This window comes from Amycolatopsis sp. NPDC057786 (assembly GCF_042797905.1).
Classification (GTDB): Bacteria; Actinomycetota; Actinomycetes; order Mycobacteriales; family Pseudonocardiaceae; genus Amycolatopsis.
This window is the reverse complement of record NZ_JBHVKW010000002.1, coordinates 71,290-85,675: the sequence shown is the minus strand read 5'-3', so window position 1 is coordinate 85,675 and position 14,386 is coordinate 71,290. Positions and strand designations below refer to the sequence as shown.

At 70.1% G+C, this 14,386-nt stretch carries 10 protein-coding genes; 7 read left to right on the top strand and 3 right to left on the bottom strand.

Annotation, left to right across the window (positions count from 1 at the left end; translation table 11 throughout):
• Positions 1 to 21: 21 nt before the first annotated feature.
• The 7 genes from cydB (at position 22) to ACFVM3_RS02040 (ending at position 9,600) form a co-directional block, all read left to right on the top strand.
• Entirely contained in the window at positions 22 to 1,029 is a 1,008-nt protein-coding gene (gene cydB / locus ACFVM3_RS02070) for a cytochrome d ubiquinol oxidase subunit II (protein ID WP_378434730.1), read from the top strand.
• Entirely contained in the window at positions 1,026 to 4,277 is a 3,252-nt protein-coding gene (gene cydD / locus ACFVM3_RS02065; RefSeq protein WP_378434729.1) for a thiol reductant ABC exporter subunit CydD, read from the top strand. Before cydB ends, cydD begins: the two co-directional genes overlap by 4 nt.
• 14 nt (positions 4,278 to 4,291) lie before the next feature.
• Positions 4,292 to 5,437: a GAF domain-containing sensor histidine kinase gene (locus ACFVM3_RS02060; protein WP_378434727.1), complete on the top strand. Its 1,146-nt coding sequence runs from the start codon at positions 4,292 to 4,294 to the stop codon at positions 5,435 to 5,437.
• Positions 5,438 to 5,545: 108 nt separating this feature from the next.
• Positions 5,546 to 6,154 carry an excalibur calcium-binding domain-containing protein gene (locus ACFVM3_RS02055; RefSeq protein ID WP_378434725.1) on the top strand — a complete coding sequence of 203 codons (609 nt, stop codon included), beginning with the start codon at positions 5,546 to 5,548 and terminating at the stop codon, positions 6,152 to 6,154.
• Positions 6,151 to 6,783, top strand: coding sequence for a class F sortase (locus ACFVM3_RS02050; RefSeq protein ID WP_378434723.1), 633 nt, complete (start codon positions 6,151 to 6,153; stop codon positions 6,781 to 6,783). Before ACFVM3_RS02055 ends, ACFVM3_RS02050 begins: the two co-directional genes overlap by 4 nt.
• Positions 6,784 to 6,792: 9 nt before the next feature.
• On the top strand, positions 6,793 to 7,419 hold the full coding sequence (locus ACFVM3_RS02045; RefSeq protein WP_378434722.1) for a histidine phosphatase family protein: 627 nt from the start codon (positions 6,793 to 6,795) through the stop codon (positions 7,417 to 7,419).
• A 36-nt stretch (positions 7,420 to 7,455) separates the two neighbouring features.
• Positions 7,456 to 9,600 (top strand): AAA family ATPase, encoded by a 2,145-nt coding sequence (locus ACFVM3_RS02040; protein WP_378434720.1) that lies wholly within the window; start codon positions 7,456 to 7,458, stop codon positions 9,598 to 9,600.
• Here the strand turns inward: ACFVM3_RS02040 and ACFVM3_RS02035 are convergent.
• The 3 genes from ACFVM3_RS02035 to ACFVM3_RS02025 form a co-directional block, all read right to left on the bottom strand.
• Entirely contained in the window at positions 9,581 to 11,113 is a 1,533-nt protein-coding gene (locus tag ACFVM3_RS02035) for a hypothetical protein (protein ID WP_378434718.1), read from the bottom strand. The two genes, ACFVM3_RS02040 and ACFVM3_RS02035, sit on opposite strands and share 20 nt — an antisense overlap.
• A 71-nt stretch (positions 11,114 to 11,184) precedes the next feature.
• Positions 11,185 to 11,811 (bottom strand): response regulator transcription factor, encoded by a 627-nt coding sequence (locus tag ACFVM3_RS02030; RefSeq protein ID WP_016330621.1) that lies wholly within the window; start codon positions 11,809 to 11,811, stop codon positions 11,185 to 11,187.
• A gap of 9 nt (positions 11,812 to 11,820) precedes the next feature.
• Positions 11,821 to 14,340, bottom strand: a complete 2,520-nt coding sequence (locus ACFVM3_RS02025) for a M14 family zinc carboxypeptidase (protein WP_378434716.1) — start codon at positions 14,338 to 14,340, stop codon at positions 11,821 to 11,823.
• Between the last annotated feature and the right edge of the window lie 46 nt (positions 14,341 to 14,386).

The following is a 14,386-nucleotide window of genomic DNA, read 5'->3' as shown; positions in this document are numbered from 1 at the left end:
GCCCAGGAAAGTGAGTACCCGATGACCCTCGAAACGATCTGGTTCTGCGTCATCGCCCTGTTCTGGCTCGGCTACCTCTTCCTCGAAGGCTTCGACTTCGGCGTCGGCATGCTCATGCCGGTCCTGGCGAAGGACAACACCGAGCGCCGCGTCATGGTCAACACGATCGGCCCGGTCTGGGACGGCAACGAGGTCTGGCTGATCGTCGCCGGCGGCGCGATGTTCGCCGCGTTCCCCGGCTGGTACGCGTCGCTGTTCTCGGCCGCGTATCTCCCGCTCCTCTTGGTCCTGCTCGCCCTCATCGGCCGCGGCGTCGCGTTCGAATACCGCGGCAAGGTCGACTCGGATCGCTGGCGCCGCAACTGGGACCGCGTCATCGGCATCGGCTCGTGGATCCCGCCGTTCGGTGTCGGCCTCCTCCTCGCGACCACCGTCCTCGGTCTCCCGCTCGACGCCGACGGCGACCGGGTCGGCGGTCCGTTCGCCGCCATCAGCGTCGAAACACTGCTCGGCGCGATCGCGGTCGTCGGGTTCTCGCTGGTCCACGGCGCCGCGTTCCTCGCGCTCAAGACCGAAGGCGACCTCCGCCACCGGGCGCGGAACCTGGCCACCCGCCTGCTCCCGGTCGCGCTGATGCCCTTGCTCGCGTTCCTCATCCTCGTGCAGCTGCGCTCGGGCGACCTGTGGACGCTGCTCCTCATCGGCCTCGCCGTCGTCGCCGCGGTCCTCGCGTGGTTCAGGATCCGTGCGGGCCGCGAAGGGCAGGCGTTCGCCGCGCTCGGCGGGGTCATCGCGGCTTCCGCCATCGCGATCTTCGTCGCCCTGTACCCGAACGTCCTGCCGTCCACTGTGGACCCGGCGAACACGCTGACGATCGCGGGCGAGGCGTCGAGCCCGTACACGTTGACCGTGATGACCTGGGTCGCGCTGTTCGGCGCTCCCGCCGTCCTGATCTACCAAGGCTGGACGTACTGGGTGTTCCGCAAGCGCATCGGCACCCGGCACATCCCACCGGTGCACGCACCATGACCGAACTTCCCGGCCGCGACACCCTTTCCGCCACGGAGTCCACAATGGACCCAGCGCGACCGGGGAAGGGTCCGCTCGGCGCGCTGGCTCCACTTTCGAGTGCGGCGCGCCGAGCGTTGATCCTCAGCGGAATCCTTTCCTTCGTTAACGCGGTTTTGCTGGTGGGGCAGGCTTTCCTGCTCGCCGACGTCCTCTCCGCGGTCGTCCGCGGAACACCGGGGGACCGCACCGCCCAGCTGGCCGTGCTGCTCGCGCTCGTCGCGGGGCGCGCGGTGACCGGCTGGGCGGTGCGGATCGTTTCCGTTCGCGCGGCCGCCCGCGCGAAAGAGGAGCTGCGCGCCAAAGCCCTCGACCACGCCTTGAAACTCGGCCCGGAATGGATCGCGCGCCGCGGTCACGGCGAGCTGACGTCGTTGACCACCAAGGGACTCGACGCGCTCGACGCCTACTTCACCCAGTACCTTCCGGCACTGGTGACCGCCGCGATCGTGCCGCTCGGCGCCGGGGCCGCGATCCTGTTCGCCGACTGGCCGTCGGCCGTGCTCGTCGTGATCACCGTGCCGCTGGTTCCGCTGTTCGCCATCCTGATCGGCAAGCACACCGCCGAGCGGGTCGCCGAAGCCGCCGACGCCGAACAACGACTGTCCGGACATCTGCTCGAACTCGTCCGCGCACTGCCGATCCTCAGCGCGTTCCGCCGCGCCGAAGCGCAGGCGGAGACGGTCCGGAGGATCTCCGAACGGCATCGCCGCACGACGCTCAAGACGTTGAAGGTCGCGTTCGCGTCGGCGTTCGCGCTGGAACTGATCGCGACGCTTTCGGTCGCGCTCGTCGCGGTCGTCATCGGTGTCCGGCTGGTCTCCGGCGAACTGTCGCTGGCCATCGGGCTCGGCGTGCTGATCCTCGTACCGGAGTGCTACCAGCCGTTGCGCGCGGTCGGCGCCGCGTTCCACGCCAGCGAAGACGGCGTCGAGGCCGTGCGCCGCGTCGCGGACGTTCTAGCGGAACCCTTGCCGCCCAACGGTTTCGAGAAGCCCGCCCACGGCGCGATCGACGTCCGCGGACTGCGCGTCGCCAGGCGGGGCGGATTCGCGCCCGACGGCGAGACGTTCAGCGTCCGGCCAGGGGAAATCACCTGGTTGCGCGCGGCGAGTGGCGGCGGCAAGTCGACGACGCTCGCCACGCTGCTCGGCTTCGTGCAGGCCCACGACGGGAGGATCACCGTCGGCGGGACCGACCTTGCCGACGCAGATCTGGAGCGGTGGCGCGAGAACGTCGCCTGGGTGCCGCAGTCGCCGGTGTTCGGCGGGGGCACCGTCCGTGAGGAGGCCGGCGGCGAAGACGTCCTCGGCGAACTCGGGCTCGCCGGACTCGCCGAGCGGCCGGTTTCGAAGCTGTCACAGGGACAACGGCAGCGTGTCGCGGTGGCGCGGGCGCTCACGCGGGTCCGGACGGGCGCGTGGCTGCTCCTGCTCGACGAACCCACCGCCCACCTCGACGAGGCCAACGCCGCACTCGTCATGACCGCGGTCCGCAAAGCCGTCGACCAGGGTGCCGCCGCGATCATCGCCGCCCACGAGCGCACTTCCGGTGTCGACATGTCGACCGGCCCGATGCTCGAAGCCGGAGTCGTGGAAGAGGCACGGACGACCAAGCCGCTGCCCTGGCGCGACCTGCTGCACCCCAGGTTCTTCGGCGGCGCGCTGCTCGGTGCCGCCGCGTTGCTCGCCGGCGTCGCGCTGACCGCGCTTTCGGGCTGGCTGATCGCCAAAGCGTCACAACAACCGCCGATCCTGACCCTGACGGTGCTGATCGTCGGCGTGCGGACGTTCGGCCTCGGCCGCGCGGGGCTGCGTTACCTAGAACGGCTGGTCACGCACGACGCCGCGTTCCGCATCGCCGGGAGCCTGCGTGTCCGGCTGTGGGAGTCGCTGGTGCGTCTCGGACCGGCACGCGCGCTTCGGGCAGGTGAGGAACAGCAGCGGCTGGTCGGCGACACCGACACCGTGCGCGACCTGTTGCCGCGCGTCATCACGCCGCTGGTCGTGGTCGCGCTGGTGGCCGCCGGCGCCGTCGCGGTCCAGACCGTCGTGCTGCCCGAAGCCGGTCTCGCGCTGGCCGCGGCCGTGCTGGTCAGCGCGTTCGCGCCGCTGCTCGCGCTCCGGGCGGAACGCCGCGCGACCAGCGCGCTGGCCGCCGGACGGCGTTCGGTGTCGGCGCAGGTGCTGAGCCTGTTCGAAGCCGCCGCCGAGTTGATCGCTTATGGGGTCGACAAAGAGCGACGTCGCCGAATCGCCACCACCGACGCCGCGCTGACCGCCGAAGCCCGGCGACAGGCTTTCGGCGCCGGAGCGGCCGATGCCCTGATCATCCTGGCGACGGGGGTAGCCACCGTCGTGAGCACCGGGTTCGCCGTGAGCGCCGTCGCCGCCGGCGCGCTGAACCCGGTACTCGCGCCCGTGGTCGCCCTGGTGCCGCTCGCGCTGGCGGAGGTCCTCTCCCTTCTTCCGCCCGTCGCGCAGCACTGGGACACCCTTCGCCAGGCCCGTCTGCGCCTCGCCGCGTGCAATGAAAGGTCCCTTCCTGGCAAAATTTGCAAGGAAGGGACCTTTCATAGCACCGGCGGGGTGCGGATCCGGAACGCCGACCTCGGCTGGCCCGGCACCGAGCGCCCGGTCCTCACCGGGGTCGACCTCGACATCGCGCCCGGTACGCACGTCGCCGTCGTCGGCGCGAGCGGCGCAGGGAAGTCGACGCTCGTCGCGGCCCTGCTCGGCTTCCTCAAGCCGAGCAAGGGCGACGTCGCCGTGCCCGAGCACGTCGCCTGGGCACCGCAGGAGCCGATGCTCGTCTCGACCACGATCGCCGAGAACCTGCGTCTCGCTCAGCCGACGGCGTCCGAAGCCGATCTGCGGAAGGCCTTGTACCAAGCCGTTCTTGAAGACGTCGAGCCCACGACGATGCTCGACAGCGCCGGCGCCGGGCTCTCGGGTGGGCAGGCGCAGCGGGTCGCGCTGGCGCGGGCCGTCCTCGGCGCCGCGCGGGCCGATCTCGTGCTGCTCGACGAGCCCACCGCCCATCTGGACGAACCGACCGCGCGCACCGTCCGCGCACGGCTCGGCGAGGCACTCGCCGGGAAGACCGTCGTCCACGTCACGCACAACGCCGCCGAAGCCGACGGCGCGGACGTGATCCTGGAGGTGCGAGAGGGCCGGGTCACAGCGCGAACAAGGGCCGGAGCGGTCTAATGTCGATAGCGCTCATGGATCCCACGCTTGCCGCGCGCGCACTGTCCGCCGCCACCGAGATCACCGGCACCGCCCTGTCCGGTGAAGACCCGGGCGACGTGCTGGAGACCGTGGTCGCCCGCGCCGTCGAACTGGCCGAGGCCGACCTCGGTCTCGTCATGGTGCGCGCGGACGACGGCCAGGTGGTCGCCGAGGCCGCGCACGGGGACACCACCCAGGGCCTCCGGGGGCTGGCCTTTTCCTCCGATTCCGCTGCGGGCCAGGTCGCCAGGGGCGGGAAACCGGTGGTCAGCGAGGACTTCACCGTCGATCCCCGCACGGCGCCGTTCGTACCGCCGGAGCTTCAGGGCTTCGGGCCTTTCGCCGCGTCGGCGTTCGGTGCGGGCGGACGCGTCCTCGGCGCGCTCACCGTGTACCGCCGACACGGCGGGGAGCCGTTCTCGGCCAGCACGGTCGAGGTCCTCACCGCGTTCGCCGCGCAGGCGGGCGTGGTGCTCGCGCTGGCGGAAGGCGCCAACGCCCGGCACCGCGTGACGCTTTACCAAGAGCGCGAACGCATCGCGCGCGAGCTGCACGACGTCATCGTGCAGCGGCTCTACGGCGCCGGGATGCAGCTCGACCGTGTCCGCAAGAACATGCGGAAACGCTTCGCGCAGGCCGACGGCGCGCGGCTGTCCGAGGCGATCGACCAACTCGACCAGACCATCGAAGAGATCCGCGGCACCGTGCGCGCTCTGCGCAGCCCGGAACCCGCGAACCAGACGGTCACGGCCACCGACCTCGCCGAGTCTGCGCGGGGTGAGGTGCGCATCGCCGGCGAGCTGCTCGGCTACCCACCGACCCTCGAACTTTCGGGTGAACTGGCCGACATCCCCGCCGAACAGGCGGACCACATCCGCGCCGCCCTGCGCGAGGCACTGTCCAATGTGGTCAGACACTCGGGGGCGAGCGAGACCCGCGTGACGCTCAGCCGCGACGCGGAAGGCGTCAAACTCCGCGTGCGGGACAATGGATCCGGCGTCCCGCAGGGAGTGGCCAAACGCGGCCTCCGTCATCTCGCCGAACGCGCGACGACGTCGGGTGGCCGCTTTTCGATCAATTCCTCCCCGAGTCTCGGGACTTTGGTCGCTTTCGACGTTCCACTCGACCAAACCGTGTGAAATTAACGGTTCGTCAATTCTGATTAATCCGTAACAGCTGGGGCCGGTGCGCGACTGTAAGTGCATCGAACGCGCTCGGAGCGCGAATTCCCACTGAAAGGACTCCCTATGTCCTCGGTTCGTCGCGCCATCGGCACGGCTGTCATCCTCGCCGGATTCTCCTTGTTCGGCCCCGCTTCCGTGGCGTTCGCGCTGGCGGAAGCGCCCGCGATCGCCGATCTCGACTGTGGCGACTTCCGGTACCAGGAAGACGCGCAGGCCGAACTCCAGAAGGATCGATCCGATCCGCACAACCTGGACAACGACAACGACGGAATCGCCTGCGAAACGCTGCCCAAGCGTGGAACGGTGCCGACCGAAACGACCAAGTCCACCGTACCGCCGAGCACCACGAAAACGACGGCGCCGCGATCCATCGACAAGGATTGCGCCGATTTCCCCTCGCAGGCCGCCGCACAGGCCGAGCTCAAGAAGAACCCGCGGGACCCGCACAAGCTCGACGCTGACCACGACGGATACGCCTGCGAATCCCGGTTCGGCGAGCCCGCGAAATCGGGGCAGGTCAAGGTCAAACCCGTCGGCGGCGTCGCGACCGGCGGTGGAGAGTCCAACGGTGGCCCCCTGGACGTCGTCGCGGTCGCGCTGACCGGCGCGGCACTCCTGACCGCGACGGCGGCGGGCGCGTCCCTGGTCCTCCGGCGGCGTGCCGAGCGATGACCGGATCCTTCTGGCGCCGATGGCCGTTTCCGCTGGTCATCGGCGCCCTCCTCGGGTTGGTGTGCGCGGCCTTGCTGACCGCGTGCGCCGTTCCGCCGTCGGGCAAGGTCGAGTCACCGGCGTCACCCACCACGGTGGCCACAGCGGTGCCTTCTCCCACGGCGGTCACTCCGCTCGCGCCCGCACGCCCCGCGAAGCTCGAGATCCCGGCGATCGGGGTCCGCACCGGCGGGATCATCGACCTCGGCCTGGCCGGTGACGGCACCCTGGAGGTGCCACAGGACGCGATCACCACCGGCTGGTTCACCGGCGGCCCGGCACCCGGTGAGATCGGGCCCGCCATCCTCGCCGGGCACGTCGACTACAAGAAGATCCCCGGCGTCTTCGTCCGGCTCAAGGAACTCAAGGCCGGCGACGAAGCCATCGTCCACCGTGAGGACGGGATCACCGCGGTGTTCACCGTGTACGCCGTCGAACGTCATTCGAAGGCGTCGTTCCCGACGGAGAAGGTCTACGGCGACACGACGGGGCCCGAACTGCGCCTGATCACCTGTGGCGGGGATTTCGACTCCTCGACCGGCAACTACCTCGACAATGTCGTCGCCTTCGCGAAGCTGACCCGCGTTTAGATTCGGGGGATGCGCACCGTTTACGTCGTCACGCATCCGGAGGCCACGCACCACGTCGATCGTCTGGTGGGCGGGTGGTTCGACTCCGGCCTCACTCCAGCCGGAGAACGCGCGGCCGTCGCCGTCGCCGAGTCGTTGCGGGCGAAGGTGCCGGAAGAGGTGGAGCTCTATACCTCGGATCTGCGCCGCACCGCGCGGACGGCCGAGTTGATCGGTGAACGGCTCGGTGTCACCCCGATCCCGGACCGGCGGCTGCGCGAGAAGTCGTACGGGGAAGCAGGTGGCCGTCCGCGGGAATGGCTGGACAGCCGGTTCGTCCCGCCGCCCGCGGTCGGCGACCGGCTGGGACACGACGAAGGAATCCCCGGCGCCGAAACCAAAGGCGCGATGGCCGCGAGGGTGTACGCGGCCATGGAGTCGATCCTGGAAAGCCGTTGTGCGCACCAGATCGTCGTCACGCACGGTGGCGCTCTCACCTTCGTGATCGCCGCGTGGATCCGGATGCCGCTGGAGTCGGCCGGGTACGTCGACTTCCGCGGTTCACCCGGGAGCGTCACGGTGCTGCGTGAGGACGACTACTTCCACAACCGGCAGGTCGTGATCGGCCATCTCCCGACCGGGGAGACCGATCGTTGATAGCCTCGGTACCAGCCGTGACGAGGGGAACACGCCGTGTGGGAAGCCGTTCTGGGTGAGGCCGTGAAAGCGCTGGCGGTCGGCGCCGCCGGCGGGGTGAAGGACCTGGTGGCCAAGCGGCTCGCCCGCCGCCGTACCGCACAGGACGTCGATGCGCTGCTCGCGGATCCCGGCAGCGCCGAGCGGGCGGTCCGGGAACTGGTCGAAACCGATCCCGAATTCGCCGAGCGGTTGCAGGAGATCCTCGCGGGAGACGGCACCGGCGTTCGCGACGTGCCGGGCGCGCCCGCGCATTTCGTCGACCGGGACAGGGAACGGCGAAGCGCTTCGGGGCCGGGCGTCCACGTCATCACCGGTCCGCGCGGGGCGGGGAAGAGCGCGCTCGTGTACCGGCTCGCGGACGACCTCCGCGACCGGTACCCCGATCAGGTCTATGTCGACCTCGCGGACTATCGCGACGGCACCGTGCTGCGTCACTCGGAGGTGGCGACCCGGGTCCTGCGCGCGCTCGGGGTCGAGACGAATCTGATGACCACGAACACCGCCGAGCTGTGGGCCCAGTACCGGTCGGTCACCGCCCGGCGCCGGTTCCTCCTGGCATTGGACAACGCCGAAGTGGCCACGGACGTCCGCGAACTGATCCCCCCGTCGCCGTCGAGCCTCGTGCTGGTGACCGCCATCCGCCAGGACGACGACCTGCTGGCAGGCAACGTCGCTCCGCCGATCGAGCTGGAATCCCTCGAACGGGACTTCGCGCTCGAACTCCTAGGCAAGGCATCGGATCCGGCGGCCGTCGAGGCGGAACGCGACTCGGCCGCCGAACTCGCCGCGCTGTGCGACCACATGCCGTTCGCCCTGGTGCAGGCAGGCGTCCGGATCCGCAAACGCCTGCGGCGCGGCCCCGGCGCGGTCGCCTCGGTACTGGCCGATTTCCGGCGGACCGGGGTGCTCGGCGGAGTCGACGTCATCGCGATGGCGTTCGAGCAGTCGTTCGCCGAGTTGTCCGCCGACGCCGCGGAACTCTGCGAACTGCTGGCGTCCCATCCCGGCCCCGATTTCACGACGGCGTCGGCGACGGCGGTCTTCGGCAAGCCCGCCGGAGACGCGCTCGACGAACTCACGGACGCGGGGTTCCTCGCGCCGACCGGCACTCCCCGGCAGCGGCTGTTCAACCTGATCCGGGAAGGGGCGCGCCGGCGCGGGACCCGGGACGTCGCGACCGATCGGGCGTTGCTCTTCTTCCGCGACCAGGCCGTCGCCGCGGACCACATCACCAGTCCGGACCGCCTGCGTCGCTACGCGCCGATTTCCGTGCCTACCCCGGATTTCGAGGGTAAGGCGCCGCTCGACTGGGTCGAGGACGCACGGGAAACCTATGGCGCACTGGCGTATCAGGCCTTCGAGCGGAAACGGGACGTCGAAATCGGGCAGATCTGCGGAGCGCTGGAAGTGCTCATGCTCAACCGCGGGCACCACCGGCTTTTCGCCCACATCAACCACTGGGGCCTGCTCGCGGCGAGGCGGCATGGCGATCCGGCCCTGACCACGAGGATCCTCAGCCAGCAGGGCCGTACTTTCTTCCTGCTGCACGACTTCGACCGCGCCCAGCCGCTGCTGGAGGAGGCGCTCGAAACGGTCCGCACCCTGGACGACCCGGCACTGGAGTCGTCCGTGCAGGAGTTCTGCGGCCGTTTCCACGAAGAGAAGGGGCTCCTCCGGGCCGCCGCGGACTTCCTCTGGCGAGCCGTGACGCTGGATCGAGCGATGGCCGAGGCGGGCCGCCGGTCGCTCGGCATCCACAGCCGCATGCTGGCGAACGTGCTGCTGAAAGCCGGTGCGTACGAACAGATCTGGGCGTTGCTCGCCGAATCCGCACAGCAGTTCCCCGCGTCCGACGGCCGGAACCTCGGCCGGGTGTCGATGGTGCGGGCCAAGTACCTCCGGACGATCGGCCACTACGACGACGCCGAACGCGAATTGCTCGAGGCGTGGCGGCTGGTGTCCGGTGCGACGCAGTACACAGCCGAGTTCGAGGAGGAGTTCGGCAGGCTCTACGCGGCTCGCGGGGACCACGGCCGGGCGCATACGCATTTCCAGCGTGCCTGGCAGACGTACTTCGACGCGGGGCATCCGCGGGAGGCCGAGTTCCGTTCGGTCCTGGCTAACAGCGGGAGACGGTGACAGGACGCCCGTTGACCGTATGCGTGCCTTCGATGTCCGCGTGCGAGACGAGCAGAAGGTGGAGATGACTCGCCAGCAGGGTCGGATCCGTTTCCGCCGACAGCAGGAAATCGCCGCGGTCCCGGACGCGCGCGAGACAGCCGCCGGGGGCGGGAGCGGCGACGAGCCGGGCGAGCGGCCACTGGGTGAGCAACTCGGCGAACCGGCCGGGATCCTCGGCGAACACGATGGCCGCACCGTCCAGTTCCCGTAGCGTCGCTTGATCCGCATGGGCGAGAACATGCCGGTGGCGCAGGCCTTCCGGCCGGGTGGACGCGGGAAACCGCACCACTTTCCCGGTTTCGTCCCAGCCTGCGGCGAGCGCGGCCACCGGATGGGTCACCGGTGCCGGAGCGGGCACGGGCGGGAATCCGGGGCGGGGATCCGGCCGCTCCAGGTCGAGGAGGTCGTAGAGCACATCGCCCAGCCGCGGACCGCTCGCGGCGTCCTCGACGGCTTGGTCGATGATCGGCCGGTAGCGGTCAGGCGCATGGCTCGCGATGGTCGCGTCGATCTGCTCGCGCAACCCCGTGTCCGCCACTTCGGCCGTGGCCCGCGTCAGCATCGCGAGGGGTGAGTCGTCCACCGTCGTGGTCGCGGCGGACGGGGCGAGGAGGACGGGTTTGCCCGCCGCGGCGGCGTACAGCGCGGCGGAACCCTGATCGGAGAGCACGCAGTCCGCCGCCAGCAACGCGGCCTGCCAGCCGTGGTCCGGGGGAATGAGCGTGAGCCCCGCGGCGAGCTCCGGCCGGAGCCACGACTCCAGCTGCCACGGGCTGTGCGCCGCCCACACCCCGGGATGCAGGGTGAGGACGATCTGGTACTTGTCGAGCGGAAGCTCGCTCAGCAGCCGATGGGGCAGGTGCGGATGCCTGGCGTAGAGCGAATGCCTGCCCCAGGTCGACGCGAGCACGACGACCTTCCGGTCCCCGGAGCCGAGCGCCGCGCGGTAGGCCGCCACCCGGTGCCTGCTCGCCATCATCCGGTCGTGGCAGGGATCGCCGACGACGACCGCCCGGTCCAGCGCCTCCGGGCAAGCCGACTTCAGCTGCTCCCGTTGCACGGAATGCGAAAGCGCGATCGCCGCCGGGATCACCCGGTCGTGGTGCAGGAGCCGATCCGGGTCCATCCCTGACGTGACTCGCCGGCCCGGGTAGTACTTCTGATAACCGATCCCGTGCGGCACCAGCAGAATCGGCCCGTTCAGCTCGTGAAGGGCGTCGTTCTCGCTCGCCGCGAGGATGAGGTCGAAGGTGTTCTTCGCGGCCTGTTCCCACGGGGTGACGGCGACGCGCAGGGCACGCAACGCGTCACTCACTCCGGCCGAAAGGATCCCCGGCCGCGCCTCGTCGAAGGTGAAGGTCGTCTGGATCCGGAGATCGTCACTCGTCAGGGTCAGGATGTCCTGAAGCCGGTTCAGCGTCGTCAACGTCCGGACGACCACGAGGAGCTGTCGTTCGGGAGCGTTGGTCAACCAGGAACGGAAACCCGGTTCGACCGGGACCTTCGGCCAAAACGACGGGGGGGGGGTACCTATTTCGCGCACTACCTGTCCCGGCGCGCGATCCACGCCGCCGCCTGCGTGCGGCGCTGCATGCCCAGCTTCGCGAGGACGGACGTCACGTAGTTCTTCACCGTCTTCTCGGCGAGGAACAGGCGTTCCGCGATCTCGCGGTTGGACATGCCCTGCCCGATCAGGTCCAGCACCTCGCGCTCGCGTTCGGTGAGGGACCCGAGTTCGTCCTCGGGCGGATGCCGCAGCTTGTCGAGCACCCGCGCCGTCGACAGCGGGTCGAGCAGCGACCGGCCTGCCGCGACCTCGCGGACCGCGTTGACGACGTCCTGACCGCGGACCTGTTTCAGCAGGTACCCGGCCGCGCCCGCCATGATCGCGCCGACCATGGCCTCCTCGTCGTCGAACGCGGTCAGCATCAGGCACTGCGGCGGGTTCGGCTTCGACCGCAGCTCGCGGCAGAGCGCGATGCCGTCGCCGTCGCCGAGCCGCACGTCGACCACCGCGACGTCCGGCTCGACGTGCATCGCGACGGCCAGGGCCTCGTCGACCCCGCTCGCTTCGGCGACGACCTCGATGTCGGGCTCGTCGGTGAGGAGGTCACGCAGACCGCGCCTCACCACCTCGTGGTCGTCGATGAGCAGCACCTGGATCGGCATACCCCCACGTTACTTCGCGGCGGCCCAGTAAATCGCCTTGGCCACCTGCGAGTACAAGCCCTTCGGGTGATCGCGGAACAGCGGTTCGGTGCCGAACAGCACCGCCCGCCCGCCGAGTCCCGAGGTCCCGGACACGACCGCGGCCTGTCCCGCAGCCTGCAGCGGACCGCCCGTCCCGTCGTCCTGTGTCCGCCAATGCCCCGCGACCAGCGGGTTCCCGCTCGCGTAGCGCTGCTCGACACTGACCGAGGAGCCGAGATCGGTGAACCAGAACGGCCCGTAGACGAACGAGTCCGGCAGCGCGCCGCTACCCACCGGGCCGGTGCCGTCGACGACCGAGACCACGCCGTTCCCGTCTTCCCAGCCCGCCACCGGACGCGCTTCGAGAAGTCCCACGTCGGTGTTGAACCGCGCGCCCGTGGCACCGCGCGTGACCACGCCGCCGCGAGTGAGGAAGGCCCGCAAAGCGTCCTTCGCGGCCGGATTGAGATCGGTGTAGCGCAGTCCCGATGAGACGAACAGCAGGTCCACCCGGGACCAGTCGAAGCCCGCGTTAAGCACCGCAGTCGACACCGGACGCACGTCGAAGCCCATGTCCCGCAGCGCTTTCAGCTCGTCGGGGCCGACGGCGGCCGCGATGGTCTTGCGGGTCAACGGCGTCGCCGTCCCGCTTGCTTCGGTGAACCGGACGCCGTAGCGGTCGGCCACCTCGGCGGCCGCCGGGCGCGCCGACGCGGGGACGACGATCGTGCCGTCGTCCGTCCGTCCCAGCGCGAGGCCCCGGTTCAGCAGGTCGTTGGCGGCGCTGACGTCCTTTCCGTCGACGAGCTTCAGCGCGAGGTCACGGCCCGGCGCGGCGTCGATGCCGCCGGTCGGCGACGCGGCGACGACGTCGTGCGCCCGGACGTCGAGCCTGCCCTGCTTGACGATGTCGACCGACGCGCCCCACAGCAGGCGGTGGCTCCAGCCGGAGATGTCGTACATGACGGGCACCTTCGCCGAGATGTCGCTGCCCTGCTCCAGCATCACGTTCGCCAGGCCGCGTTTCGGCTGGTGCATGTCGACCACGTACGAACCGGCCGGATACCGGCGTCCGGCCAGCGAGAACGGGCGATCCGCCTGCCGAACGCGGACGTCGTTGGCCACCAGGTGGTCGACGAGACGCGAGGCGGCGACGGCCGAGCGCTGGTCCGCGCCGGAGGGGATGACGTACGCGCGCGGGAACTCCGTGCGGTAGCGGTCTTCCGGCCCGAAACCGGGCACGAACCCGTCGGGGATCTCACGCTGCGCCTCGCCGGCCGTGCCGCGGCGGAACATCTCGATCTGGTTGGCGATGAGCTCACCGCGGTTGCGGTCGACGTACTGCAGCGTGCTGCCGATGGTGGCCTCGACGACCTCCGTGTTGATCACCGCGCGCCGCTGGAGCTCCGCCACCGGCTGCGTTTCGTAGTCCGCGTTGTTGACCCGCATCGGGACCTCGATCGTGAAGGACACCGCGCCGTGGTACATCGCGTACTGGGCGGTGTAGATCGGCGCCCAACCGTCCCAGCTGCCGGGTTCGTAGTCGCGGAACGGGATCTCGGGTTTCGCCGTCTCCGGCCGTCCGAGCGCCTGGACCGCCTTCTCCATGCCGAGCCCGTTGGCGTAGCCGTGCTTGATGTAGAGGTCGAAGTCGTAGTTCTGGCCGTGCGGCGGGGTGGTCGGCTCGATGAGCGTGTTCGCGACGTAACCGTGTTCGTCCAGCATCATCAGCGGCTGCTTGCCGATGGCGATCCCGCGCATGGCCCGCACCTCCGGCTGCGACGCGGTGACGAAGTCGCGGTTGGGGTCGAACCCCTGCGACGTCTGCCGCGTACCGGCGACGCGGCCGTCCGGATTGGCCGTGACGTTGAAGTAGAAGCGGTTCCGTTTCAGCAGCTCGGCGGTCTGGCGATCGTTCGATGTCGCCAGCTTCTCGATGACGCGGAGCGCGCCGTCGGTGCCTTCCCATTCGTTGCCGTGGATGTTGTTGTTGATCCACACCGGCGCCTTGTAGCCGTGGCGCAGGAACGGGTCGCGCGCGGCGCGGGCCGGATCGTTCTCGATCAGCGAGCGCCAGGCGTCCTGCCGCCGCGTCTCGGCCGGGCTCTCCGGCGCGGTGAGCGTCACCAGGTAGAGGTCCCGGCCGAGGCCCGACTGCCCGGCGATCTCGACGGAGATCCGATCGCTGCGCGCCTGCAACGCGTTCAGCTTCGGCGCGATCGCGTGATACGGCGCGAGTCCGAGCTTGATCGACTTGTCGGCCGCGTTCTCCGGGTACACGCGCAGCTTGGTCTTGCGCGGATAGCCGGAACGGTCGCCCGCGAGGTTCTCGCCCGCCGCGGCCCGCGCGACGCTCATCGGCTGATCGGTCGCGGCGATTTCGTTGCGTTCCGGCCCGTTGCCGGGGTCCCGGTGCGTCGTCGGTGGCGGCGCCGCATAGGCAGGCGCGGCGACCGCGCTCAGGGACAACACGAGGGCCAGGAACACGGTGCGAGCCGAACGCGACAAGGGGCCACCTCCAGGGACGTCGGCACAGTGTTTCCGCCGAACGAAC